The sequence below is a fragment of the Desertihabitans brevis genome, from assembly GCF_003327535.1.
In the GTDB taxonomy this organism is placed as follows: Bacteria; Actinomycetota; Actinomycetes; order Propionibacteriales; family Propionibacteriaceae; genus Desertihabitans; species Desertihabitans brevis.
The window spans coordinates 482,605-502,952 of record NZ_QOUI01000001.1 but is presented as its reverse complement, the minus strand read 5'-3'; the positions used below and the strand labels follow the sequence as shown (position 1 = coordinate 502,952).

Genomic DNA, 20,348 nt, shown 5'->3' with positions numbered 1-20,348 from the left:
GGCCGAGGCGGTGCCGGACGCGCTCAGTGCCCGGCGGCCGGCGCGGGGGTCGGTGCGGGCTGGCCGATCGAGGCGAGCATGGCGGTGAACCAGCCGGTGGTGATGTCGAAGGGCTTGCCGCCCTTGATCCGCTCGAACTCGATCGCCCGCAGCTCCTCGCCGCGCTCCTCGTCCTGGCCGATCACCCCGGACTCCCCACGCAGGGCGCAGTCGACGGCGAGGTCGGTCATCGAGCGGATCAGCTCCAGGTCGGCCTGGTTGGCCGCGGCCGAGCGCGAGTAGTAGCCCGACTTCTGCACCATCACCTTCTCCGCGCCGAGCTTGGCCGCGAACTGCTCGGAGAACCAGGCGCCCGGGTTGATCTTGTCCAGCTTGACGTGGCCGAACGGGTCGCGGGCGACCTCCTGGCCGGCGGCCTCCAGCTGGGCCACGATCGACTCCAGCCCGGCACCCTCGGAGAGGAAGATGGTGACGTTGCCGACCGTGTCCATCACCGAGCGCAGCCGCTCGGCCTCGGCGTCGACGTCGACCTCCGCCTCGGGCACGTAGACGGCGTGGACGTCCCACGCCTCACGGCTCAGCCCGATCTCGGGCAGCCACTCCCGGCCGTCCAGCCACTCCCGGTAGGCCTGCGCGGTGGCGGCGGTGAGCCACCCGCAGTTGCGGCCCATCACCTCGTGCACGATGAGCATCCGCGAACCGGAGTTGTGCTCGGCCACGATGTTCTGGGCGAACCGGGCGCCCATCGAGGCGGCGGTCCAGGCGCCCAGGGACTGCTTGATCGGGACGACGTCGTTGTCGATCGTCTTGGGCAGCCCGACCACGGTCAGCCCGTAGTCGTGCGCGGCCAGGTAGGCGGCCAGGTCGGCGGCGGTGGTGTTGGTGTCGTCACCGCCGATGGTGTGCAGCACGTCGACGCCGTCGGCGGCGAGCCGGTCGGCGGCCACCTTGAGCGGGTCCTCGCCCTCGGCGACCAGACCGCGCTTGACGAGGTCCTTCGCGTTGGTCAGCTTGACCCGGCTGTTGCCGATCGGGGAGCCGCCGTACTCGTGCAGCAGACCGGCCTTGGCCCGGACGGAGTCGGTGACGGTGATCGAGTCGCCGGAGAGCAGGCCCTGGTAGCCGTGCTTGTAGGCGATGATCTCGACCTCTGGGGCGATCTCGGTGTAGCGCTGCACCAGCCCGCCGATGGCGGAGGAGAGGCAGGGGGCGAACCCGCCGGCGGTGAGCAGAGCGACCTTCGTGACCATGGAAATCGTGACCCTTCGTCCGTGGTGTGCGACCAGCCAGCACCCTAGTGCCTGTCGGCGGCCCGTCCGCGCCCCGTGGCCTCCAGCCGGACCGCACCCGGACCCTGGTCGGCGAGTGCGTCGTCGGGGTTGCTCAGCGCGCAGGAGTCCAGGCTGAGGCAGCCGCAGCCGATGCAGCCGTCGAGCTGGTCCCGCAGCCGCTCCAGCCGCTCGATCTGCTCGTCCAACCGGCTCCGCCAGGCCTGCGACAGCCGGGCCCAGTCGGCCCGGGTGGGGGTGCGGGAGGCGGGCAGTGTCGCCAGCGCCTCGCCGATCTCCTCCAGGGTGAGCCCGACCCGCCGGGCCGAGCGGATGAAGGCGATCCGGCGCAGCGTGGTGCGCCGGTAGCGGCGCTGGTTGCCGGTGTTGCGGGTGCTCTCGATCAGCCCGCGCTCCTCGTAGAAGCGCAGGGCGGTGGGGGCGACACCGGAGCGTTCGGCGACCTCACCGATGGTGAGCTCGTCCCTCGGGCTGCGCATGGGCATCACGCTAGCCGTCCACAGACCCGGCCGGTGCCCCTCGCGCACCGCGCCCGAGGACGGCAGACTGCGGGCATGCGGACGGACGAGCGCGGCCAGTCGGTCTCGCTGCTCGTCCTGGTCGTGCTGGCCGGGCTGTTCCTGGTCGCCGGCCTGGTCGTCGACGGCGGCCAGCAGGTGGCCGCCACCCGGCGCGCGGAGGGGGTGGCCGCGGCGGCCGCCCGGGTCGGCGTCGATGCCGGCGCCGGCCCGCTGGTGGCCTCGGCCGACCGGTCCGCCTCGGCCGCCCGGGCCCGCGCCGCGGCGACGGCCTACCTCGCCGACAGCCCCGGCGTCAGTGGGCGGGTGGTCGTCCGCGGCGGCACCGTCGAGGTGCGCACCACCAGCACCGAGCCCACCGTCTTCCTGTCGCTGATCGGGGTGGACGAGGTCTCCGGCGAGGGGGCGGCCACCGCCCGGCTGTTCACCGTGGGCCGCTGACCGAGCGTCCCATCCGGGTGACCGCCTCGGTGATGATCGCGGGGGAGGTCGCGAGGTTGATCCGCGCGAACCCCGCCGTCCGCGGGCCGAAGGCGGCGCCGTCGTTGAGCGCCACCCGGGCCTCGTCGAGGAAGTGGCGCGCCGGGTTGGCCAGCCCCAGCTCCCGGCAGTCCAGCCAGGCCAGGTAGGTGCCCCGGCTCAGCCGGTGGCGTACCGCGGGCAGGTGGTCGGCCAGCAGCCGGTCCAGCAGCTCCCGGTTGGCCTGCAGCTCGGTGCGCAGCTGCACCAGCCAGTCCCGGGCCCCGGTGAGAGCGGCGGTGTGCGCCCGCAGCGCGACGTGGCTGGCGGCCCCGCGGGTGCTCTCGTAGGACAGCGCCCGCAGCTGCTCCAGCTGCTCGGGGCCGGCGATGATCAGCGCCCCCTTCAGCCCGGCCAGGTTCCAGGCCTTGGACGCCGACACCAGGCTGATCGCGTGCTCGCCGCCGGGGACGTCGAGCAGCGGCACGAACCGCTCCCCGGGCCCGACCAGCGGTGAGTGGATCTCGTCGGCGAGCAGCAGCACGTCGTGGCGGCGGGCCAGCTCGGCCAGCCGGGTCAGCTCCTCGCGGGTGTGCACGACGCCGGTGGGGTTGTGCGGGCTGCTCAGCAGGTGCACCGCCACGCCCTGCGCGTAGGCGGCCTCGTGGGCGTCCAGGTCGAGGCGGCCCTCCTCGGTCAGCGGGACGTCCACCAGCTCGGCCCCGGCGTTGCGCACCACCGCCCAGAACGGGGCGTAGACCGGGGAGTTGATCACCACCCGCTCGCCCGGACGGACCGCCTGGGCGAGGAGCATCGCGATGCCCTGCATGACGTCGGGGGAGAGCACCGCCTGCCGCGCCGGGTCGAAGGTCCAGCCCCACTCCTCGGCGGCGAAGACGGCGAAGGCCTCGGCGTAGGCGTTGCCCTCGGGGTAGCCCGTGTCGCCCTCGGTGACGACCCGCAGCAGCTCCTCCCGCACGGCCGGCGCCAGCGGGGTGTCCATCTCGGCCACCCACAGCGGCAGCACGTCCTCGGGGTAGCGGCGCCACTTCATCGAGGTGCGGCGGTGCAACGTCGTCAGGTCGAGGGAGAGGATCGGTTCCACCCGCCCGACAATAGGGGCCGGGCCCAGCCCCGACCCTGGACTTCCGTCGGTCGGGCACGCGACGATGACCGGCATGGCCCGCTACTTCGACGTCCACCCCGACAACCCCCAGCCCCGGGCCATCGGCCAGGTGGCCGACCTGATCCGCGGTGGCGGTCTCGTCGCCTACCCGACCGACTCCTGCTTCGCCCTGGGCTGCCAGCTCGGCAACCGGGAGGGGCTGGACCGGATCCGCGCCATCCGCCACCTCGACGCCGCCCACCACTTCACGCTGGTGTGCTCGACCTTCGCCCAGCTGGGCCAGTTCGTGCAGATGGACAACGACGTCTTCCGGGCCGTGAAGGCGGCCACGCCGGGGCAGTACACCTTCATCCTGCCGGCCACCAAGGAGGTGCCGCGGCAGATGCTGCACCCGAAGAAGCGCACGGTGGGCGTGCGGATCCCCGCCCACGTCACCACCCAGGCGCTGCTGGACGAGCTGGGCCAGCCACTGATGTCGAGCACCCTGCTGCTGCCCGACCAGGAGGCGCCGATGACCGAGGGCTGGATGATCACCGACGAGCTCGGCGCGCAGCTGGACGCGGTGCTCGACTCCGGCGACTGCGGCACCGAGCCCACCACCGTGGTCGACCTGTCCGGGGACGAGGTGGTGATCGCCCGCCGCGGCGCGGGCGACCCGTCCCCGTTCGAGTGAGCCGGCTGGGCGCTCGTCGGCCGACGGCCTAGGGTCGGCCGGGTGACCGTGCCCACTGAGACCCCCAACCCGCTGCTGACCCCGAGCGAGCTGCCCTACCAGCTGCCGCCCTTCGCCGAGATCACGGTCGCGCACTACCGGCCGGCGCTCGAGCAGGGGATGGCCGAGCAGCGGGCCGAGGTGGCCGCCATCACCGCCGACCCCGAGCCGGCCGGGTTCGACAACACCCTGGAGGCCCTCGAGCGCTCCGGGACGCTGCTGCGCCGGGCCACCGCGGTGTTCTCCAACCACGTCTCCAGCGACGGCGACGAGTCGCTGCGGGCGCTGTCGGAGGAGCTGCAGCCGCTGCTCAGCGAGCACCAGGACGCGATCATGCTCGACCGGGCCCTGTTCGCCCGGGTGGACGCCGTGCACGCCGAGCTCGACGAGCTCGACCTCACCGAGGAGCAGCGCGAGCTGGTCCGCCGCTGGCACCGCGACATGACCGAGGCCGGGGCGGCCCTGGACGAGGACGCCCAGCAGCGGTTGCGGGAGATCAACTCCCGGCTGGCCGTGCTGTCCAGCCGCTTCCAGCAGCGGGTGGTCGCGGCGATGAAGGACGGGGCGGTGCCGGTCACCGACGAGGCCGAGCTGGACGGCCTGGACGAGGGCGCCCGCACCACCGCCGCCCGGGCCGCCGAGGCCGCCGGCCACCCCGGCGGCTGGCTGATCACCTGCACCAACTACACCAACCACCCCTGGCTGGCCCGCCTGCACTCCCGCCCGCTGCGCCAGCGGCTGTTCGAGGCCCAGACCGGACGCGGCGGGCCCGGCCCGCACGACACCGAACCGCTGGTGCTGGAGCTGGTGCGGCTGCGCGCGGAGCGGGCCGCCCTGCTGGGCTTCCCCGACCACGCCTCCGTGGTCACCGCCGCGGGCACCGCCCGGACCCCGCAGGCGGTCCGCGACCGGTTCGACCCGATGGCCCGCGCCGTGGCCGCCAACGTGGCCGCGGAGAAGCAGGCGCTGCAGGAGGAGGTCGAGCGGCACTGCACCGAGACCGAGACCGAGCCGTTCGCGCTGCGTCCCTGGGACTGGGCCTACTACACCGAGCGGCTGCGCCAGCGCCGCTACGCCCTCGACCTGGACGGCCTGCGCCCGTGGTTCGAGGCCGAGCGGGTGCTGACCGAGGGCGTCTTCGCCGCCGCCACGCTGGTCTACGGGCTCACCTTCACCGAGCGCACCGACCTGCGGGGCTACCGCGACGACGTCCGGGTCTTCGAGGTGCACGACTCCGACGGCAGCGGGCTGGGTCTCTACCTGCTCGACCTGCACACCCGCGACACCAAGAACGGTGGCGCCTGGATGAACTCGCTGGTGCTGCAGAACCGACTGCACGACGAGCGTCCGGTGGTGGTCAACAACCTCAACGTCAGCCCGCCAGCACCGGGGCAGCCCACCCTGCTCACCCTGTCGGAGGTCACCACCCTCTTCCACGAGTTCGGCCACGCGCTGCACGCGCTGCTCTCCGACGTCACCTACCCCCGCTTCTCCGGCACCCGGGTGCCGCGGGACTTCGTCGAGTTCCCCAGCCAGGTCAACGAGATGTGGATCCAGCACCCCGACGTGCTGGCCCGCTACGCCCGCCACGTCGAGACCGGGGAGCCGCTGCCCGCCGAGCAGCTGGCGCGGCTGGGAGAGGCCGCCACCTTCAACCAGGGCTTCCTCACCGCGGAGAACCTCGCCAGCGCCCTGCTCGACCAGGAGTGGCACGCCCTGCCCGCCGGCACCGAGATCACCTCGGTGGACGCCTTCGAGGCGGAGGCGCTGGCCCGCATCGAGCTGGACGAGGAGTGCGTCCCGCCGCGCTACCACTCCCGCTACTTCGCCCACGTCTTCGCCAACAGCTATGACGCGCGCTACTACTCCTACCTGTGGTCGGAGGTGCTGGACGCCGACACGGTGGCCTGGTTCGACGAGCACGGCGGGCTGAGCCGCGAGAACGGCGACCACTTCCGCCGCGAGCTGCTGTCCCGCGGCTCCTCCCGCGACCCGATGGACTCCTACCGCGCCTTCCGCGGCCGCGACCCCGAGCAGGGACCGCTGCTGGCCCGGCGGGGTCTGGCCTGAGCCGCTGGGTACTCTCTGACCGCCGCGGTACGCGCGGCGCTACCCCGAGGGCGAGGAGCTGGGTGATGGTGAGCATCGAGGACCTGCGCGACTGGGTCGACCTGGCGGTGGTCGACCCGGCGGAGTCGAAGATCGGCACCCTGGAGAGCATCTACTTCGACACGGCCACCGACGAGCCGGCCTTCGCTGCGGTCAAGACCGGTCTGCTCGGCGGCAACCGGCTGCTGTTCGTGCCGCTGGACGGGGCCACGGTCTCGCCCAGGCACGTCAAGGTGCGGGTGCTGAAGAAGCTGGCCAAGGACGCTCCGTCGATCCCGCAGGACGGCCCGCTCGAGGCGAGCATGGAGCCCGAGATCTACGCCCACTACGACATGCCCTACGCCACCGGCGCGGGCGGGGAGCGCAAGCTCGGCCGACGCTGAGCCCGCCGCTGCGCCGCCGCTCGGGAACGGCTAGCGTCACCCGCGACAGGTCGTCGAGCAGGGGGTTGTCATGGCGGGTGCAGCGGAGTACGACGTGGTCGTGGTCGGGGCGGGCTCGACCGGGGAGAACGTGGCCGGGCAGGCCGTCGCCGGCGGCCTGAGCGCGGTGGTGGTCGAGGCGGAGCGGGTCGGCGGTGACTGCTCCTACTGGGCCTGCATGCCGTCCAAGGCGCTGCTGCGCAGCGGGTCGGCGGCCCGGGCGGCGCGCCGGGCCCCCGGGCTGGAGGTGCACGGGCCGGCGGTGACCGACGTGCTGGCCCACCGCGACCAGATCGTCTCGCACTACGACGACACCTCCCAGGTGCAGTGGCTGGACTCCGCCGGGATCGACCTGGTCCGCGGGCACGGCCGGCTGACCGGTGAGCGGGAGGTCACCGTCACCACCGCCGACGGCGAGGAGCAGGTGCTGCGGGCCCGGCACGCGGTGGCCCTGTGCACCGGCAGCGCCGCGCTGGTGCCGCCGCTGCCCGGTCTGGCCGAGTCCGAGCCGTGGACCAGCCGGGACGCCACCTCGGCCCGTGAGGTGCCCGGACGCCTGCTGGTGGTCGGCGGGGGAGTGGTGGCGTGTGAGATGGCGCAGGCCTGGAACGACCTCGGCGCCGAGGTGACGGTGGTGGCGCGCTCGGAGCTGCTGTCCTCGATGGAGGACGTCGCCGGCCGGCTGGTGCGCGAGGCGCTGACCGAGTACGGCGTGGACGTCCGCACCGGGGTCGACGTCAGCGAGGTGCGCAGCGGCCCCGACGGCATCCAGGTGCACCTGGGCGACGGCTCCGTCGTGGCCACCGACCGGGTGCTGGTGGCCACCGGGCGCCGGCCGCGCACCGACGACCTCGGGCTGGAGACGGTCGGGCTGGAGCCCGGCTCCTGGCTCGACACCGACGACACCCTGCGCGTGCTCGGCGCGGACGGGCCGCTGCCGTGGCTGTACGCCGTGGGCGATCTCAACCACCGCGCGCTGCTGACCCACCAGGGCAAGTACCAGGCCCGCGCCGCCGGCGACGTCATCGTGGCCCGGGCCACCGGCGCGACGGTGCAGGAGCAGCGCTGGGGCGCCCACGCCGCCACCGCCGACTCCGTGGCCGTGCCGCAGGTGGTCTTCACCGACCCCGAGGTGGCCAGCGTGGGACTCACCTCCGCGGCCGCAGCCCGGGAGGGGATCGAGGTCCGGCTCGTCGACTACGACCTGGCCTCGGTGGCCGGCTCGGTGGTGCACGCGCAGGGCTACCAGGGCTGGGCCCGGCTGGTGGTGGACCCGCAGCGCCAGGTGCTGCTCGGGGCGACCTTCGTCGGCCAGGACGTCGCCGAGCTGCTGCAGTCGGCCACCATCGCGGTGGTGGGCGAGGTCCCGCTGCACCGGCTGTGGCACGCCGTCCCGGCGTACCCGACGATCAGCGAGGTGTGGCTGCGGCTGCTGGACGGGCTGGGGCGGGACACCGCGCTGGCCTGAGCCCGCGCACGAGGCCCCGTCCGGTCGAGAAGCCGACCAGGGTCACGTCGCGCAGGTCGAGCTCGGGGAGCAGGCCGTGCAGGTCGTCGGCCAGGATGTCGTCGTCGTATCCCGGCGTCCGCCGGGATACGGCAGACTGGGGCGATGCCACAGACACGTCCCGGGCAGCGCGCGCTGACCCGTCGCACCCTGTTCGGAGTCGGAGCCGTCGGCGTGGCGGGCGTCGCGGTCGGCGCGGTCGGCGTGGACGTCGCCCACGGCGGACCGGTCGGCCGGGGGATCGCCGCCACCACCGAGCCGCTGCGCAAGCGGCTGGCCGGCCCGATGAAGGTCATCACCTCCCGCGACGGCCTGGCCGAGGGCGACCTCTTCGTCACCGACATGGGCGAGAACGCGCGGCTGCTCATCCTGGACGACGCCGGCGAGGTGCTGTGGGAGCGCTCCGGCGCCGGTTCCTACGCCGACTTCCGGATGCAGCGCTACCAGGGACGCGACGTGCTCACCTGGTGGGAGTCCTACGAGGTGGAGGGGGCGCGTCCGTACGCCAACGGCGACTGCATCATCGCCGAGCTGGACGGCACCGAGGTCGCCCGGATCGGGGCCCATGGCGGGCTGGCGCCGGACGAGCACGAGTTCTTCCTCACCGACCGCGACACCGCCCTCATCGTCAGCTACGTCGAGCACCCCGCCGACCTCACCCGCTGGGGCGGGCTGGACGACGACCTCATCGTCAGCGGCGTGGTCGAGGAGATCGACCCGGCCACCGGGGAGGTGCTGTTCCACTGGGACTCCGTCGACCACGTCGGCTTCGGGGAGAGCTTCGCCGGCGTGCCGCACGAGCCGGAGCAGCCGTGGGACTACTTCCACATCAACTCCGTCGAGCCCACCCCCGACGGCCACCTGGTGGTCTCGGCCCGCCACACCTGGGCCATCTACAAGATCGACCGGCAGAGCGGAGAGGTGATCTGGCGGCTGGGGGGCAAGGAGAGCGACTTCGACGTCCCCGACGAGGCCACGTTCGCCTGGCAGCACCAGGCCACCTACGAGGACGAGTCGCTGCTGCGGCTGTTCGACAACGGCAGCGACGGCACCGCGCTGCGCCACCCCTACAGCCAGGTGCTGTGGCTGCGGCTGGACGAGGAGGACCGCGCCCTGCGGCTGGAGCGGGCGCTGCGCCACCCCGAGGGGCTGCAGGCCCCCTCGATGGCCAGCGCGCAGACGCTGCCGAACGGCAACGTGCTGGTCGGCTGGGGATCGGCGCAGCGGCTCACCGAGTTCTCCCCGACCGACGAGGTGCTGCTCGACGCCACCCTGACCGAGCGCTCCTACCGGGTGTACCGCCACGTCCGTCCCTGAGCCGCGGCCGGCCGGCACTCTTGCCCGACGCGGCTAGCCTCCGTCAGGACGGCGGAGGGGAGCGCGTATGTCGCGTCGGATCGTCCTGGTGGTGGGAGGGGTCGTGCTGGCGACCGCCCTGGTGGTGCTCGCCGCCGTCCTCGCCGACCGGGACGACACCGCCGGCGCCCCGCCGCCGACCCCGGGTCCGTCCGCCGCTGCTCCAGGAACCCCTCGGCCGTCACCGACCCCCACCCCGAGCCCGACGCCGACGCCCGAGCCGGGTGCGGAGGCGGTCGTCACCAACGACGCCGCCGCCACCGGGGCGGCGATGGACGTGCTGGCCGACGGTGGGACGGCCGCCGACGCCGCGGTCGCCGCGGCCGCGGTGCTCAGCGTGGTCGAGCCCTACTACTCCAACGTCATCGCCGGCGAGACCGCCGCGCTGTGGTACGACGCCGAGCAGGGGTCGGTCAGCAGCCTGCAGGGGGTGGGCTGGGTGGGGGAGGACTTCGACCGCGGGGAGTACCGCAACCGCGGCGTGAGCGGGTTCGGCATGCACCAGGCGCTGGTGCCCGGCTCCTGGGACCTGTGGATGAGGCTGCTCGCCGAGCAGGGCGAGCTCGGGCTGGACCGGGTGCTGGCGCCCGCGATCGAGCTGGCCGGAGAGGGGTTCGAGGCCTCCAGCAGCCTGGCCGCCCAGGCCCGGGTCTACCGCGCGGCCGGCGGCATGAACAACCCGGCCGAGGCGGTCTACGCCCCCGGCGGCACCCTGGTGGACGAGGGCGACACGGTCGTCCAGGAGGACTTCGCGGCGACCCTGCGCTCGCTGGCCGAGGCCTACACCGCCGCCGGGGACCGCGCGTCCGGGATCGAGGCGGCCCGGGCGCTCGTCTACGAGGGCGAGCTGGGGGAGCGGCTGGTCGCGGAGGTGCGCAAGGGCGGCGGCTGGATCACCGAGGGCGACCTCCAGCGCTACCAGGCGGTGGCGGGGGAGTCGATCACCCTGGACTGGGACGACGAGACGACCGTGCACCAGGTGCCGCCGGGCAGCCAGGGGCTCACCATGCTGATGGCGCTCAACACGCTGCGCACGGCCGACCTCTCCGAGCGGGACGAGGCCGACGCCACGCACCTGCAGATCGAGGCCCTCAAGCTGGCCCTGGCCGACCGGGAGGAGTTCGTGGGCGACCCCGGGTTCACCGACGTCCCGGTGGAGGAGCTGCTCGACCCGGCCTACGGCGAGCGGCAGCTGGAGCGGATCGACCTCGGTTCCTCCCTCGACGCGCCGGTCGAGCCCGGCCTGGACAACACCACGACCTTCCAGGTGGTCGACGGGGACGGGAACGCCGCCGCCGTCACCAGCAGCACCGGCTACCAGTTCCTGCAGGCCGGCGGCACCGGGATCATGATGAACAACCGGATGCGCTACATGACCGACCGCGACCCCTCCAGCCCGAACTACATCGAGCCCGGCAAGCGGGTCCGCTACACCGGCAACCCGTGGATGGTCACCACGCCGGACGGGCTGTCGCTGCTGGGCGGCAACATCGGCGGCGACACCCAGGCCCAGGTGCAGACCCAGCACTTCATCGACGTCGTCGAGCTGGGGATGAGCCCGCAGGAGGCGGTCGCCGCCCCGCGGTTCGTCACCCAGTCCCAGCCGAACAGCGTCGTCCCGCACGGGATCGCCGACCGGGTGCGGATCGACCAGAGCACCGACGCCGAGGTGCTGTCCAGCCTGCGCTCCCGCGGGCAGCGGCTGCAGGTGACGTCGGGCCCGGGGCCCTTCGGCACCGGCTCGCTGATCCGGCTGAGCGGGGACCGCCGCGAGGCCGAGCTCGGCGTCGACCCGCGGTCGTGGACCGCCGACGGACGCACCCGGCCACCACCCTGAGCCGGCGCGGCGGTTTGATGATCAACATCGCGGGTACCCCAGGGGAGTAGCAGCGCTGCGAAAGGAGGCACCCCATGACGCTCCAGGACGTTCCTGGAAGTCAGACTCCGGAGGACCCGCGCGCCGACGAGGTCGCCGAGCTGTTGTGGGTCCCGTTCACCCGCTGGGAGTTCGTGGCCGAGCGGGAGAACCTCGACGTCGAGCTCGGTCCGCCCGAGCCGTGGGAGGACCGGTCCGCGCTCGAGGACGACCCGGACACCTTCACCTGGTGACGCTCAGACGTTCAGCGCGTCGCTGAGCGGCGCCCCGCTGAGCCGGATCAGCAGCCGTCCCAGCACCGCGCAGGCGACGGTGACGGCCAGCACGACCCAGCTCGGTGACGTGCCGTGGGCCAGCAGCCACACCGCCGCGGCGACGAACAGCAGGGTCATGCTGAGACCGAACCAGAACAGCAGCGCGCCCAGCAGGGCCAGGACCCGGCGACCTCTTCCCACCCGCTCGACCCTAGCGGCCGACCCGGTCGTCCCGGCCTGGCCGCGGGCTCAGCCGTCCAGCTCGGCGGGGGAGCGCAGCACGCAGAACTGGTTGCCCTCGGGGTCGGCCAGCGTCACCCAGCCGGTGCCGGGGCCGTGGATGCCGCGGTGGTCGGCCACCTCGGTGGCGCCCTGGGCGAGCAGCCAGTCCACCTCCTCGTCGCGGGTGCGCTCGCGGGGACGGACGTCGAGGTGGATCCGCTTGGCCGGCAGCTCGGCGTCGGGCACCTCGATGAAGAGCAGCCGGTGCCCGGTGCCGGGGTCGAGGATCATGCACTCCTCGTGACCCGGCGCGTTCGGGTCGTCGGGGAGGTCGGAGTAGTCGAGCACCCGCTTCCACCACTCCGACAGGGTGTAGGCGTCGTGGCAGTCGATGGTGGTGTGGGAGAGGACGACGGTCATGCGGCGAGGATGCCGCGTCGCACGCTGGCGAGGGAAGCAGTTTCCGGGCCGACCCGGTGGTGCACGTGGCTCAGGGATGTCTGCCGCCTCACGAGGTCGGTTCGGGACCAGCCGGTACAAGACGCGGGTGGGTGGGTACGGCAGAGGTCATCGCCGGGAGACACCGGCGCACGGTGAGAGAGCAGGCACGGCCATGAACGAAGCCATGGGGACCGGTGACCGGAGCACCGAGGGGAGTCACGACCCCGACCGCACCACGGCGACGGGGCGTCGGGCCGTCGTCGACCGGGAGAAGGAGCAGTACGGGGGGATGAAGTTCGGCGCCTGCTTCTTCGGCTGGCTCACCGCCACCGGGACCGCCGTGCTGCTCACCGCGCTTCTCACGGCAGCCGGGGCCGCCGTCGGGCTCGCCCAAGAGGTGGACCCGGCCGCGGCCGCCCAGGACCCTCAGACGGTGGGTCTGGTCGGTGGCATCGCGCTGCTGGTCGTCGTGGTGGTGTCCTACTTCGCGGGTGGCTACGTCGCCGGCCGGATGGCCCGGTTCGACGGCGCCAAGCAGGGGCTGGGGGTGTGGCTCTGGGCGCTGATCATCGCGGTCCTGGTGGCGGTCCTGGGGCTCATCGCCGGCAACCAGTTCGACGTGCTGGCCAACCTCAACGGGTTCCCGCGGCTGCCGGTCAACGAAGGCAGTCTGACCGTCGCCGGCATCGTCACCGCGGTGGCGTTGGCGCTCGCTGCGCTGCTGGGAGCTGTGCTCGGCGGGTTGGCGGGGATGCGGTTCCACCGCAAGGTCGACAGGGTCGGCCTGGGCGCCTGACCACCGCCCGCTCGTCCTGCGGTACCGAATGACCACGGTGCAGGGGATGGGCGCCCGAACGACCTCTCACGACTCACGACCACCGATTGTCATAATGTCGCTTATCGGACAGGCATCAGTCGAGCAGGGACACCGTGCGCAGCCCGCAGTGGACGGCGAGGACCTCGAAGTCCCGGTCCCGGTGCAGCACCGGCACATCGAGGCGGATCGCGGTGGCGGCGACCAGGCAGTCACCCAGGCTGCGCACCGTGTCGCCGGCGCGACGGCAGGTGCGCTGCAGGGCTGCGGCCCGCAGGCTGTCGACCACCGGCACGGCCGGTTCGAGCTCGAAGGCCTCCAGCATCCGCCGCCGTGCCGCGGCGTCCGCCTCGTTCGTCGGACCACTGAGCAGCTCGAGCAGGACCGTCTCGGTCACGACGATCCGGTCGCCCGTCCGGATCATGTGCTCCAGGTGGTCTCCGGCGGTCGACGGGCCGGGACGCAGGAACTCGATCCAGACCGACGTGTCGACGATCACCCGTCGACCACCCAGCCTGCTTCGACCTCGTCGTTGGAGAGCTCGACGCCGCTGCCGCGCATCGCCAGCACCTGCTCCCGGGTCAACGGCGTGGCCACCAGCTGCCGCAGCGCGAAGTCGACCGCGCTCTTCTTCGAGTCCAACCGGTAGCGCTGCATCACCGCGGCGACCAGGTCGTCGTCCAGGTCGATGTTCGTCCGGGTCATGACACCACCGTACACCTCAAGGTGTATACGTCAGAGGTCGAGGGCGGTGTAGATCGAGTCGCCGTGCACCGGGTCGGCGTCGACCCGGCCGGTCTCGACGAAGCCCAGCTTGGCCAGCACCCGTCGGGAGGCGGTGTTCCACTCCCGCACGGTCGCCCAGACACGGCGCGGCTCGTGCTCGCGTACCCAGTCCAGCACGGCCCGGGCGGCCTCGGTCGCCAGGCCCTGGCCGTGCACCCGGCGCAGCAGCTCGAACGCCAGCTCGGGCTGACCCTGGAGGTCGCCGCGGCCGGCCACCAGCCCGCAGTAGCCGACCACCTCGCCGCTCCCCCTGGTCTCCAGCGCCAGCAGCCCCGGACGCGGCAGCCCGCGGTCCTCGCGGATCCACCGCTCGAGGTCGGTCAGGCTGGGTCGGCCCTCGGCGTCGATCCGCCGGGACGCCGGCACGCGCGGGTCGCGCTCGGCCCACAGCTCGCGCTGCACCCGCGCCTCCTCCGGCCGCCACGGCCGCAGCAGCAGCCGCTCCGTCTCCAGCCGCACCCGTCCCGTCTCCTGGTCCACCGCTGCCTCGCTCTCCCCGGCCAGTCTCTCCCAGCGTCCGCCGCAGCTCGACCGAGGCCTGGACACACCACGCCGCTGCGGGCTTTCGCGCACCGGAGCTGTCGCCGGTGTCACGCGGAGTCACGAGGTAGCGCTCCCGCACGTCCGGACACCGTCAGTGCGTTCCTCACCACAACACCGCTCCGGTCTGGACCCTCTCCCGGGGGGAGACTCCAGTGGTTGACTCCCCCGTCGCGCGAGAGACCAGGCTCGGGGACATGGAGACCAACACCACCATCGACCAGCTGCCCACCACGATCCGTGCCTTCCTGCAGGCCCAGGAGGCTCGTGACGCCGACACCGCGCTCGCCCTGCTGACCCCGGGAGCGGTGATCACCGACGTGGGTGAGTCCTTCAGCGGCGAGGACTCCCTCCGGCGCTTCGTGAGCGAGGCGGGAGCGGAGTTCACCTACACCAGCACGATCACCAAGGTGGTTCGCGACGGAGCGACCTGGGTGGTCGGTCACCACCTCGAGGGCAACTTCCCGGGCGGTACGGCGGACCTGGACTACAGGTTCGCCCTCGACGGTGAGCGGGTCGAGCGGCTCGACATCGTCGCCGGCTGACCGGCCTTCTACAGGAGAGCGAGGGAAGACATGTCACTGGCAGAGCGCGACCGTCTCGACCGTCGCACAGCGTTGGTCACCGGAGGCTCGAGGGGCTCCGGCAAGGCCGTGGTCGACAGGCTCCGGGCGATGGGCGCCGACGTCTGGGCGACGGCCCGGACGATGCCCGAGGGGTACGACCGCGCCGACCGCTTCATCGAGGCAGACACGTCGACGACCGCGGGTGTCGAGGCGGTGGCGGCTCGCATCGCCGAGGCCGGCGCGCTCGACATCCTGGTCCACGTGGTCGGCGGTTCGTCGACGCCGGCGGGTGGGTTCGCGGTCATCACCGAGGACCAGTGGCTCGCCGAGCTGAACCTCAACCTCCTCGGGGCGGTGCGCCTGGATCGAGCGCTCCTCCCGGCCATGATCGAGTCGGGTCGGGGGGTGGTCGTGCACTTCGGATCCATCCAGCGCGACATGCCCCTCTACGACGCCTCGTTGGCCTACGCGTCGGCGAAGGCTGCGCTACGCACGTACAGCAAGGGCCTCGCGAACGAGCTGGCGCCCCGCGGGGTACGGGTCAACACGATCAGCCCGGGCGGGATCCAGACCGAGGCCTACGAGAACTTCGTGGACACCATCGCGGACGGGAACCAGATGACGCGCGAGGAGGCGAGGCAGCACATCTTCGACTCCCTCGGCGGGGTCCCGCTGGGCCGGTTCGCGAGCACCGAGGAGATCGCCGACCTGGTCGGCTTCCTGGTCTCGGACCGGGCCTCTGCGATCGTGGGCGCGGAGTACGTGATCGATGGCGGGACGGTCCCGACCGTCTGAGTCGTCGACGTCGGGGTGCTGGAGCTGGGGCGGGGCCTCGATGCTCGGGCGTGCCGGGTTGCTGCTGGGACCTGGGCGCGCCGAGGTCCTGCACCGGCTCGCGGCACAGGACCAGGGCTCGGACGGGCGGGACTCACCCCGTCCGGCGGCGGTACGTCACGACGGCGAGGACGTAGGCCAGCACCAGCAGCCCGACGCACCAGGCCAGCGCCACCCACAGGTCTCCCCCGACCGGCTGCCCCTCCAGCAGGGCGCGGATCGAGTTGACGATGGAGGTCACCGGCTGGTTCTCGGCGAACCAGCGCACCGGCCCGGGCATCGTCGCGGTCGGCACGAAGGCCGAGCTGATGAAGGGCAGGAAGATCAGCGGGTAGCTGAACGCGCTCGCCCCGTCGACGCTCTTGGCCGACAGCCCGGCGATGACGGCGATCCAGGTCAGCGTCAGGATGAAGAGCGCGAGGATCCCCGCCACCCCCAACCACTCCAGCGGGCCCGCCGGGGAGCGGAAGCCCATCACCAGGGCGACCGCCACCACGACGGCCAGCGAGATGAGGTTGGCCACCACCGAGGTGAGGACGTGGGCCCACAGCACGCTCGACCGGGCGATCGGCATGGAACGGAACCGCTCGACGATCCCGCCCTGCAGGTCGAGGAACAGCCGGTAGGAGGTGTAGGCCACCCCCGAGGCGACGGTGATGAGCAGGATCCCGGGCAGCAGGTAGTTGACGTAGGGGACGCCGCCGGTGTCGATGGCGCCGCCGAAGACGTAGACGAAGAGCAGCATCAGCGCGATCGGCATCACGGCGGTGGTGACGATGGTGTCGGGGCTGCGGGCGATGTGGCGCAGCGAGCGTCCGGTGAGGGCGCTGGTGTCGCTGAGGGCGTGGCTGGTCATGACGGGTCCTCCGTCCCGGGAGTGGTGCCGACGCCGCGCGGGGCGCCGGAGCCGGTGATGGCGAGGAAGATCTCCTCGAGGGTGGGCTGCTTCTCGACGTACTCGACCTTCGGTGCGGGCAGCAGCCGCTTGAGGTCGGCCAGGGTGCCGTCGGCGATGATGCGGCCCTCGTGCAGGATCGCGATCCGGTCGGCCAGCTGCTCGGCCTCGTCGAGGTACTGGGTGGTGAGCAGCACGGTGGTGCCGCCGGCGGCGAGCTCGCGGACCGCGTCCCAGGCCTCGATCCGCGCCTGCGGGTCCAGGCCGGTGGTCGGCTCGTCGAGGAAGATCACCGGCGGGTCGCCGATGAGGCTCATCGCGATGTCGAGCCGCCGCCGCATGCCGCCGGAGTAGGTGGCGGCCCGGCGTCCGCCGGCGTCGGTGAGGGAGAACCGGGCGAGCAGCCGGTCGGCCACCGCACCCGGGTCGGGCAGGTGGCGCAGCCGGGCCACCAGCACCAGGTTCTCCCGGCCGGTCAGCACCTCGTCGACCGCGGCGAACTGCCCGGTGAGGCTGATCGAGCCCCGTACCGCCGACGGGTCGGCCACCACGTCGTCACCGTGGACGGTGACCGTGCCGGCGTCCGGTGTGAGCAGCGTCGACAGGATCCGCACCGCGGTGGTCTTGCCGGCGCCGTTGGAGCCCAGCAGGGCGACGATGCTGCCCCGGGCGACCTCCAGGTCGACCCCGCGCAGCACCTCCAGCTCCTTGAACGACTTGCGCAGACCGCGCACCGAGATCGCGGGAGCCACGGTGCTCATCGGCTCTGCTCCCGCTCCGCCTCGGCGACGACGGCGCTGAGCCGCTCGCGCTCCTTGTCCAGCCACTGCCGGCCGGTGTAGGCGGCGGCGAACTCGTCGGCGAAGCCGGCCGGGTCCTCCCCCACCACGCCGCGGACGGGCGTCTGGTCGGCGACCGCCCGCTCCCAGAGGTCGGCGAAGTCGCTGAACATCGTGACGAGGGTGTCGCCGTCGACGTAGCCCGCCGACTGAAGGAGGTAGCGCTGGTAGGCCTTGGCCGTCCGGCGGTAGGGCTCGGGCAGGGCGTCCATCCGGGCGACGGCCTGCCGGTACTGCTTCTTCTGCTCCAGGGACCCGGTGAGGGTCTCGATCCAGCTCTTCACTGCTGTGTCCTTCCGTGGTGGTGGTGGAACTGCTCGAGACGCTCGGCGAGGAAGGTCCAGGTCTCCCAGAACTCGCTGAGCTGGTCCCGTCCCTTCGCGTTGAGCGTGTAGACCTTGCGCGGCGGGCCCTTGGCCGACGGCACCTTCTCGACGTCGACCAGACCCCGCTGCTCGATGCGCACCAGCAGGGCGTAGATGGTCCCCTCGGCGATGTCGGTGAACCCCTGCTCGCGCAGCCACGAGGTGATCTCGTAGCCGTAGGCGGACCGCTGCTCGAGGACCGCGAGGACGATGCCCTCCAGGACGCCCTTGAGCATCTCCGCGTCACGCCTGCCCATCCGGACCTCCCCCTTCCCCATTACCTAGCGTTGATGACTACCACTAGACAATAACGCTGAGTACTAGTAGGTGTCAACGCTGAGTACCGACCCTTCTGTCAGGGTGCCGATCTACGGTGCCGCCATGACCAGAACCGTGCAGGGAGAGCAGCTCCGCGGGGCGCTCGTGCACCTCGCCGACCTCAGCGGCCTGGAGATCCGCGACTGCGAGGTCAGCGGGCTGCGGGTGGTCGACTGCTACGGCAGCGACGTCTACCTCGGCGGCGACTTCGGGGCGTCTCGTCGTCAACGACGTCGACGTCACCGCCTACGTCGAGTCCGAGCTGGACCGGCAGCACCCGTTGCGGGTGCTGGCCCGCGAGGCCTCCACGCCGGCCGAGCACCGCGCCGCCTGGCAGGCGGTCGAGAGCATGTGGGAGACGACGCTGGCGCGGGCCCGCCGGCTGCCGGCGTCCGCGCTGCACGAGCGGGTGCGCGGCGAGTGGTCCTTCGTCGAGACCCACCGCCACCTGCTCTTCGCCGCCGACGCCTGGATCGGCAACGCCGTGCTGGAGGAGGCTGCGCCCTACCACCGGCTGGGCTACCCCGCCGGTGGCACCCCGCCCGAGGTGTGTGCCGCGCTCGGGCTGACGCTGGACGCGACACCGACGCTGGAGGAGGTGCTGCAGGCGCGCAGGGCGCGGATGGCCAGCGTGCGCCGGCTCGTCGAGGACCTCACCGAGGCCGAGCTCGACCGGGTCTGCACCCGCAAGCCCGCCGACCCCTATCCCGACGGCGAGTACCTGGTGCGCCGCTGCCTGCGGGTGGTGCTCAAGGAGGAGGTGGAGCACCACCGGTACGCGGTCCGCGACCTGGCCGTGCTGGAGGGCTGAGCCCGCTGCGGTGGGCGGGGCCTCAGCAGTCGAAGGCGTCCCAGCACAGGGAGTTGCGCCGGCGCTGGTCGTCGAGCACCAGCTCCCGGACGGCCTCGGGCAGCTGCTCGCGCTGCCAGCGGCACTCCGCCCGGCCGGCGGCCAGGCCATCCTCCCCCGGCACGGTGGCCCGGACGGCCTTGATGGCGTAGGCGGCCGCACCGAGGTCGTGCGCGGCGACGTGGGCGACCGCAGCCGCCTGCCCGGCGGCGTAGGCGGCGTGCCGCGCCGGCCCGCGCAGGTCCCGGGCGGCGCCCATGGCGTGGCCGCCGGCGGCCCGTGAGGCCATCATCCCCACCTCGCCGCGTACCCAGCCCCGCACCTGCTCCAGCGCCTGGCGCGGACGCGGGTCGTCGGGCCGGACGGCCTCGAACAGCGGCAGCACGTGCTCGGCGCAGGTCGCCGCCCAGAGCGCGAGGAGGTGGTGGTGGGCGTCGGTCAGCGTGCCGCCGCGACGGAGGGTGACCAGGCGCAGGTCCTTGTCCGGGGAGAGGATCACCCCCGGCCCCGCTCGCGGTTCACGCGCCCACCTCTGGAGCGCGGGGCTGCACGAGCTGGACGAGGTTGCCGCAGGTGTCGTCGAGGACGGCCACCAGCGCGGTCCCGAGATCGGTTGGCGGCTGGGTGAAGACCACCCCCAGCCCGGTCAGCCGGTCGTGCTCGGCCTGCAGGTCGTCGACGGTCAGCTGCAGCAGCGGGACGCCGTCCTCGGCCAGCGCGTCACGGTAGGGCCCGACCGCCGGGTGCCCGGCCGGCTCCAGCAGCAGCTCGGGGCCCTCGGGAGCCTCCGGCGAGACGACGGTGAGCCAGGAGTCCTCCCCCAGCGGCAGGTCGTGGCGCAGGACGAAGCCCAGCACCTCGGTGTAGAACGCCAGCGCCGCCCGCTGGTCGTCCACGTAGAGGGTGATCAGGTTGAGGCGCACGGGGTGGTCTCCTCGGGCAGGGGCCAGCGGCCGGCGATCTCGGCCAGCGGGGCACGGTCGAAGTGGTGCAGCTTGGTCCGTCCGCGGCGTTCGGTGACGACCAGCCCGGCCGACTCCAGCACGGCCAGGTGCTGCGAGACGGCCTGGCGGGTGAGGGTGCGCTGGTGCCGGGTGGCCAGCGTGGTGCAGATCTCGAACAGCGTCTGGCCGTCACGCACCGCCAGCTCGTCGAGCACGAGCCGCCTGGTCTCGTCGTCCAGGGCGCGGTACACGTCGGCCATGCCGGGCAGCATAGGCAGGCCGGCGCCGCCCAGCCACCGGCCCGCG

Annotated in this window: 27 protein-coding genes; 12 read left to right on the top strand and 15 right to left on the bottom strand. The window is 72.9% G+C overall.

Going from position 1 to position 20,348, the window contains the following annotated elements:
* Nucleotides 1–23: 23 nt before the first annotated feature.
* Nucleotides 24–1,250: a pyrophosphate--fructose-6-phosphate 1-phosphotransferase gene (locus DT076_RS02340; RefSeq protein WP_114124996.1), complete on the bottom strand. Its 1,227-nt coding sequence runs from the start codon at nucleotides 1,248–1,250 to the stop codon at nucleotides 24–26.
* Nucleotides 1,251–1,294: 44 nt separating this feature from the next.
* Nucleotides 1,295–1,768, bottom strand: coding sequence for a redox-sensitive transcriptional activator SoxR (gene soxR / locus DT076_RS02335; RefSeq protein ID WP_407642696.1), 474 nt, complete (start codon nucleotides 1,766–1,768; stop codon nucleotides 1,295–1,297).
* A 75-nt stretch (nucleotides 1,769–1,843) separates the two neighbouring features.
* Between soxR and DT076_RS02330 the strand changes: the two genes are divergently transcribed.
* A complete protein-coding gene (locus tag DT076_RS02330) occupies nucleotides 1,844–2,248 on the top strand; it encodes a pilus assembly protein TadE (protein WP_114124994.1) in 405 nt (134 codons plus the stop codon).
* Here DT076_RS02330 and DT076_RS02325 read toward each other — a convergent pair.
* Nucleotides 2,232–3,371, bottom strand: a complete 1,140-nt coding sequence (locus tag DT076_RS02325) for a MalY/PatB family protein (RefSeq protein ID WP_233493576.1) — start codon at nucleotides 3,369–3,371, stop codon at nucleotides 2,232–2,234. The genes DT076_RS02330 and DT076_RS02325 overlap by 17 nt on opposite strands.
* Nucleotides 3,372–3,444: 73 nt before the next feature.
* Here DT076_RS02325 and DT076_RS02320 point away from each other — a divergent pair, with 73 nt between their 5' ends.
* The 7 genes from DT076_RS02320 (at nucleotide 3,445) to DT076_RS02285 (ending at nucleotide 11,607) form a co-directional block, all read left to right on the top strand.
* Nucleotides 3,445–4,065: an L-threonylcarbamoyladenylate synthase gene (locus DT076_RS02320; protein WP_114125234.1), complete on the top strand. Its 621-nt coding sequence runs from the start codon at nucleotides 3,445–3,447 to the stop codon at nucleotides 4,063–4,065.
* Between the two features lie 42 nt (nucleotides 4,066–4,107).
* A complete protein-coding gene (locus tag DT076_RS02315; RefSeq protein WP_233493575.1) occupies nucleotides 4,108–6,174 on the top strand; it encodes a M3 family metallopeptidase in 2,067 nt (688 codons plus the stop codon).
* A 65-nt stretch (nucleotides 6,175–6,239) separates the two neighbouring features.
* The gene (locus DT076_RS02310) at nucleotides 6,240–6,596 is read left to right on the top strand and encodes a PRC-barrel domain-containing protein (protein WP_114124992.1); all 357 of its coding nucleotides are present in this window, start codon (nucleotides 6,240–6,242) and stop codon (nucleotides 6,594–6,596) included.
* Nucleotides 6,597–6,666: 70 nt separating this feature from the next.
* Nucleotides 6,667–8,103, top strand: coding sequence for a dihydrolipoyl dehydrogenase family protein (locus tag DT076_RS02305; protein ID WP_114124991.1), 1,437 nt, complete (start codon nucleotides 6,667–6,669; stop codon nucleotides 8,101–8,103).
* Nucleotides 8,104–8,247: 144 nt separating this feature from the next.
* The gene (locus DT076_RS02295) at nucleotides 8,248–9,459 is read left to right on the top strand and encodes an arylsulfotransferase family protein (protein ID WP_114124990.1); all 1,212 of its coding nucleotides are present in this window, start codon (nucleotides 8,248–8,250) and stop codon (nucleotides 9,457–9,459) included.
* A gap of 67 nt (nucleotides 9,460–9,526) precedes the next feature.
* On the top strand, nucleotides 9,527–11,335 hold the full coding sequence (locus DT076_RS02290) for a gamma-glutamyltransferase family protein (protein WP_114124989.1): 1,809 nt from the start codon (nucleotides 9,527–9,529) through the stop codon (nucleotides 11,333–11,335).
* 74 nt (nucleotides 11,336–11,409) lie between these two features.
* Nucleotides 11,410–11,607: a hypothetical protein gene (locus DT076_RS02285; protein ID WP_114124988.1), complete on the top strand. Its 198-nt coding sequence runs from the start codon at nucleotides 11,410–11,412 to the stop codon at nucleotides 11,605–11,607.
* A gap of 3 nt (nucleotides 11,608–11,610) precedes the next feature.
* Here DT076_RS02285 and DT076_RS02280 read toward each other — a convergent pair whose 3' ends face one another.
* Both DT076_RS02280 and DT076_RS02275 read right to left on the bottom strand, forming a co-directional pair.
* The gene (locus DT076_RS02280) at nucleotides 11,611–11,829 is read right to left on the bottom strand and encodes a hypothetical protein (protein WP_114124987.1); all 219 of its coding nucleotides are present in this window, start codon (nucleotides 11,827–11,829) and stop codon (nucleotides 11,611–11,613) included.
* Nucleotides 11,830–11,877: 48 nt separating this feature from the next.
* Complete coding sequence (locus DT076_RS02275) at nucleotides 11,878–12,270, bottom strand: VOC family protein (RefSeq protein WP_114124986.1); 393 nt, start codon at nucleotides 12,268–12,270, stop codon at nucleotides 11,878–11,880.
* A 193-nt stretch (nucleotides 12,271–12,463) separates the two neighbouring features.
* Between DT076_RS02275 and DT076_RS02270 the strand changes: the two genes are divergently transcribed.
* Nucleotides 12,464–13,087 carry a hypothetical protein gene (locus DT076_RS02270; protein ID WP_147264036.1) on the top strand — a complete coding sequence of 208 codons (624 nt, stop codon included), beginning with the start codon at nucleotides 12,464–12,466 and terminating at the stop codon, nucleotides 13,085–13,087.
* Between the two features lie 115 nt (nucleotides 13,088–13,202).
* Here the strand turns inward: DT076_RS02270 and vapC are convergent, their stop codons facing one another.
* Genes vapC through DT076_RS02255 form a run of 3 tightly spaced genes read right to left on the bottom strand, consistent with a single transcriptional unit; the run spans nucleotide 13,203 to nucleotide 14,371 of the window.
* Entirely contained in the window at nucleotides 13,203–13,604 is a 402-nt protein-coding gene (gene vapC / locus DT076_RS02265; protein WP_158548019.1) for a type II toxin-antitoxin system VapC family toxin, read from the bottom strand.
* A complete protein-coding gene (locus DT076_RS02260) occupies nucleotides 13,601–13,810 on the bottom strand; it encodes a type II toxin-antitoxin system VapB family antitoxin (RefSeq protein ID WP_199538894.1) in 210 nt (69 codons plus the stop codon). Before DT076_RS02260 ends, vapC begins: the two co-directional genes overlap by 4 nt.
* Before the next feature lie 30 nt (nucleotides 13,811–13,840).
* A complete protein-coding gene (locus DT076_RS02255; RefSeq protein WP_199538893.1) occupies nucleotides 13,841–14,371 on the bottom strand; it encodes a GNAT family N-acetyltransferase in 531 nt (176 codons plus the stop codon).
* Nucleotides 14,372–14,628: 257 nt separating this feature from the next.
* Here DT076_RS02255 and DT076_RS02250 point away from each other — a divergent pair, with 257 nt between their 5' ends.
* Both DT076_RS02250 and DT076_RS02245 read left to right on the top strand, forming a co-directional pair.
* A complete protein-coding gene (locus DT076_RS02250) occupies nucleotides 14,629–14,976 on the top strand; it encodes a nuclear transport factor 2 family protein (protein ID WP_114124982.1) in 348 nt (115 codons plus the stop codon).
* 30 nt (nucleotides 14,977–15,006) lie between these two features.
* On the top strand, nucleotides 15,007–15,792 hold the full coding sequence (locus DT076_RS02245; RefSeq protein WP_114124981.1) for an SDR family oxidoreductase: 786 nt from the start codon (nucleotides 15,007–15,009) through the stop codon (nucleotides 15,790–15,792).
* A gap of 133 nt (nucleotides 15,793–15,925) precedes the next feature.
* Here DT076_RS02245 and DT076_RS02240 read toward each other — a convergent pair whose 3' ends face one another.
* The 4 genes from DT076_RS02240 to DT076_RS02225 are packed head-to-tail and all read right to left on the bottom strand — an operon-like array spanning nucleotide 15,926 to nucleotide 18,187.
* Nucleotides 15,926–16,687, bottom strand: coding sequence for an ABC transporter permease (locus DT076_RS02240; RefSeq protein ID WP_114124980.1), 762 nt, complete (start codon nucleotides 16,685–16,687; stop codon nucleotides 15,926–15,928).
* Complete coding sequence (locus tag DT076_RS02235; protein WP_114124979.1) at nucleotides 16,684–17,487, bottom strand: ABC transporter ATP-binding protein; 804 nt, start codon at nucleotides 17,485–17,487, stop codon at nucleotides 16,684–16,686. The genes DT076_RS02240 and DT076_RS02235 overlap by 4 nt, the downstream gene beginning before the upstream one ends.
* A complete protein-coding gene (locus DT076_RS02230) occupies nucleotides 17,484–17,849 on the bottom strand; it encodes a DUF1048 domain-containing protein (RefSeq protein ID WP_199538892.1) in 366 nt (121 codons plus the stop codon). Before DT076_RS02230 ends, DT076_RS02235 begins: the two co-directional genes overlap by 4 nt.
* Nucleotides 17,846–18,187: a PadR family transcriptional regulator gene (locus DT076_RS02225; RefSeq protein ID WP_114124978.1), complete on the bottom strand. Its 342-nt coding sequence runs from the start codon at nucleotides 18,185–18,187 to the stop codon at nucleotides 17,846–17,848. Before DT076_RS02225 ends, DT076_RS02230 begins: the two co-directional genes overlap by 4 nt.
* Nucleotides 18,188–18,534: 347 nt before the next feature.
* Here DT076_RS02225 and DT076_RS02220 point away from each other — a divergent pair, with 347 nt between their 5' ends.
* Nucleotides 18,535–19,059 carry a DinB family protein gene (locus DT076_RS02220; protein ID WP_233493574.1) on the top strand — a complete coding sequence of 175 codons (525 nt, stop codon included), beginning with the start codon at nucleotides 18,535–18,537 and terminating at the stop codon, nucleotides 19,057–19,059.
* 22 nt (nucleotides 19,060–19,081) lie between these two features.
* On the opposite strand, the gene DT076_RS02215 is transcribed toward DT076_RS02220, so the two are convergent.
* From DT076_RS02215 to DT076_RS02205, 3 genes are read right to left on the bottom strand one after another with little or no spacing between them, the layout of a single operon-like run.
* A complete protein-coding gene (locus tag DT076_RS02215) occupies nucleotides 19,082–19,597 on the bottom strand; it encodes a putative immunity protein (RefSeq protein ID WP_114124977.1) in 516 nt (171 codons plus the stop codon).
* Between the two features lie 19 nt (nucleotides 19,598–19,616).
* Entirely contained in the window at nucleotides 19,617–20,021 is a 405-nt protein-coding gene (locus tag DT076_RS02210; RefSeq protein WP_114124976.1) for a VOC family protein, read from the bottom strand.
* Complete coding sequence (locus tag DT076_RS02205; protein ID WP_199538891.1) at nucleotides 20,006–20,302, bottom strand: ArsR/SmtB family transcription factor; 297 nt, start codon at nucleotides 20,300–20,302, stop codon at nucleotides 20,006–20,008. Before DT076_RS02205 ends, DT076_RS02210 begins: the two co-directional genes overlap by 16 nt.
* Nucleotides 20,303–20,348 lie beyond the last annotated feature (46 nt).

Bases quoted from the DNA above. Each gene is read 5' to 3' on its own strand.
- DT076_RS02340 (WP_114124996.1), bottom strand. From the start codon at position 1,250: ATGGTCACGAAGGTCGCTCTGCTCACCGCCGGCGGGTTCGCCCCCTGC.
- soxR (WP_407642696.1), bottom strand. From the start codon at position 1,768: ATGCGCAGCCCGAGGGACGAGCTCACCATCGGTGAGGTCGCCGAACGC.
- DT076_RS02330 (WP_114124994.1), top strand. From the start codon at position 1,844: ATGCGGACGGACGAGCGCGGCCAGTCGGTCTCGCTGCTCGTCCTGGTC.
- DT076_RS02320 (WP_114125234.1), top strand. From the start codon at position 3,445: ATGGCCCGCTACTTCGACGTCCACCCCGACAACCCCCAGCCCCGGGCC.
- DT076_RS02310 (WP_114124992.1), top strand. From the start codon at position 6,240: ATGGTGAGCATCGAGGACCTGCGCGACTGGGTCGACCTGGCGGTGGTC.
- DT076_RS02305 (WP_114124991.1), top strand. From the start codon at position 6,667: ATGGCGGGTGCAGCGGAGTACGACGTGGTCGTGGTCGGGGCGGGCTCG.
- DT076_RS02295 (WP_114124990.1), top strand. From the start codon at position 8,248: ATGCCACAGACACGTCCCGGGCAGCGCGCGCTGACCCGTCGCACCCTG.
- DT076_RS02290 (WP_114124989.1), top strand. From the start codon at position 9,527: ATGTCGCGTCGGATCGTCCTGGTGGTGGGAGGGGTCGTGCTGGCGACC.
- DT076_RS02285 (WP_114124988.1), top strand. From the start codon at position 11,410: ATGACGCTCCAGGACGTTCCTGGAAGTCAGACTCCGGAGGACCCGCGC.
- DT076_RS02275 (WP_114124986.1), bottom strand. From the start codon at position 12,270: ATGACCGTCGTCCTCTCCCACACCACCATCGACTGCCACGACGCCTAC.
- DT076_RS02270 (WP_147264036.1), top strand. From the start codon at position 12,464: ATGAACGAAGCCATGGGGACCGGTGACCGGAGCACCGAGGGGAGTCAC.
- DT076_RS02260 (WP_199538894.1), bottom strand. From the start codon at position 13,810: ATGACCCGGACGAACATCGACCTGGACGACGACCTGGTCGCCGCGGTG.
- DT076_RS02250 (WP_114124982.1), top strand. From the start codon at position 14,629: ATGGAGACCAACACCACCATCGACCAGCTGCCCACCACGATCCGTGCC.
- DT076_RS02245 (WP_114124981.1), top strand. From the start codon at position 15,007: ATGTCACTGGCAGAGCGCGACCGTCTCGACCGTCGCACAGCGTTGGTC.
- DT076_RS02240 (WP_114124980.1), bottom strand. From the start codon at position 16,687: ATGACCAGCCACGCCCTCAGCGACACCAGCGCCCTCACCGGACGCTCG.
- DT076_RS02235 (WP_114124979.1), bottom strand. From the start codon at position 17,487: ATGAGCACCGTGGCTCCCGCGATCTCGGTGCGCGGTCTGCGCAAGTCG.
- DT076_RS02225 (WP_114124978.1), bottom strand. From the start codon at position 18,187: ATGGGCAGGCGTGACGCGGAGATGCTCAAGGGCGTCCTGGAGGGCATC.
- DT076_RS02205 (WP_199538891.1), bottom strand. From the start codon at position 20,302: ATGGCCGACGTGTACCGCGCCCTGGACGACGAGACCAGGCGGCTCGTG.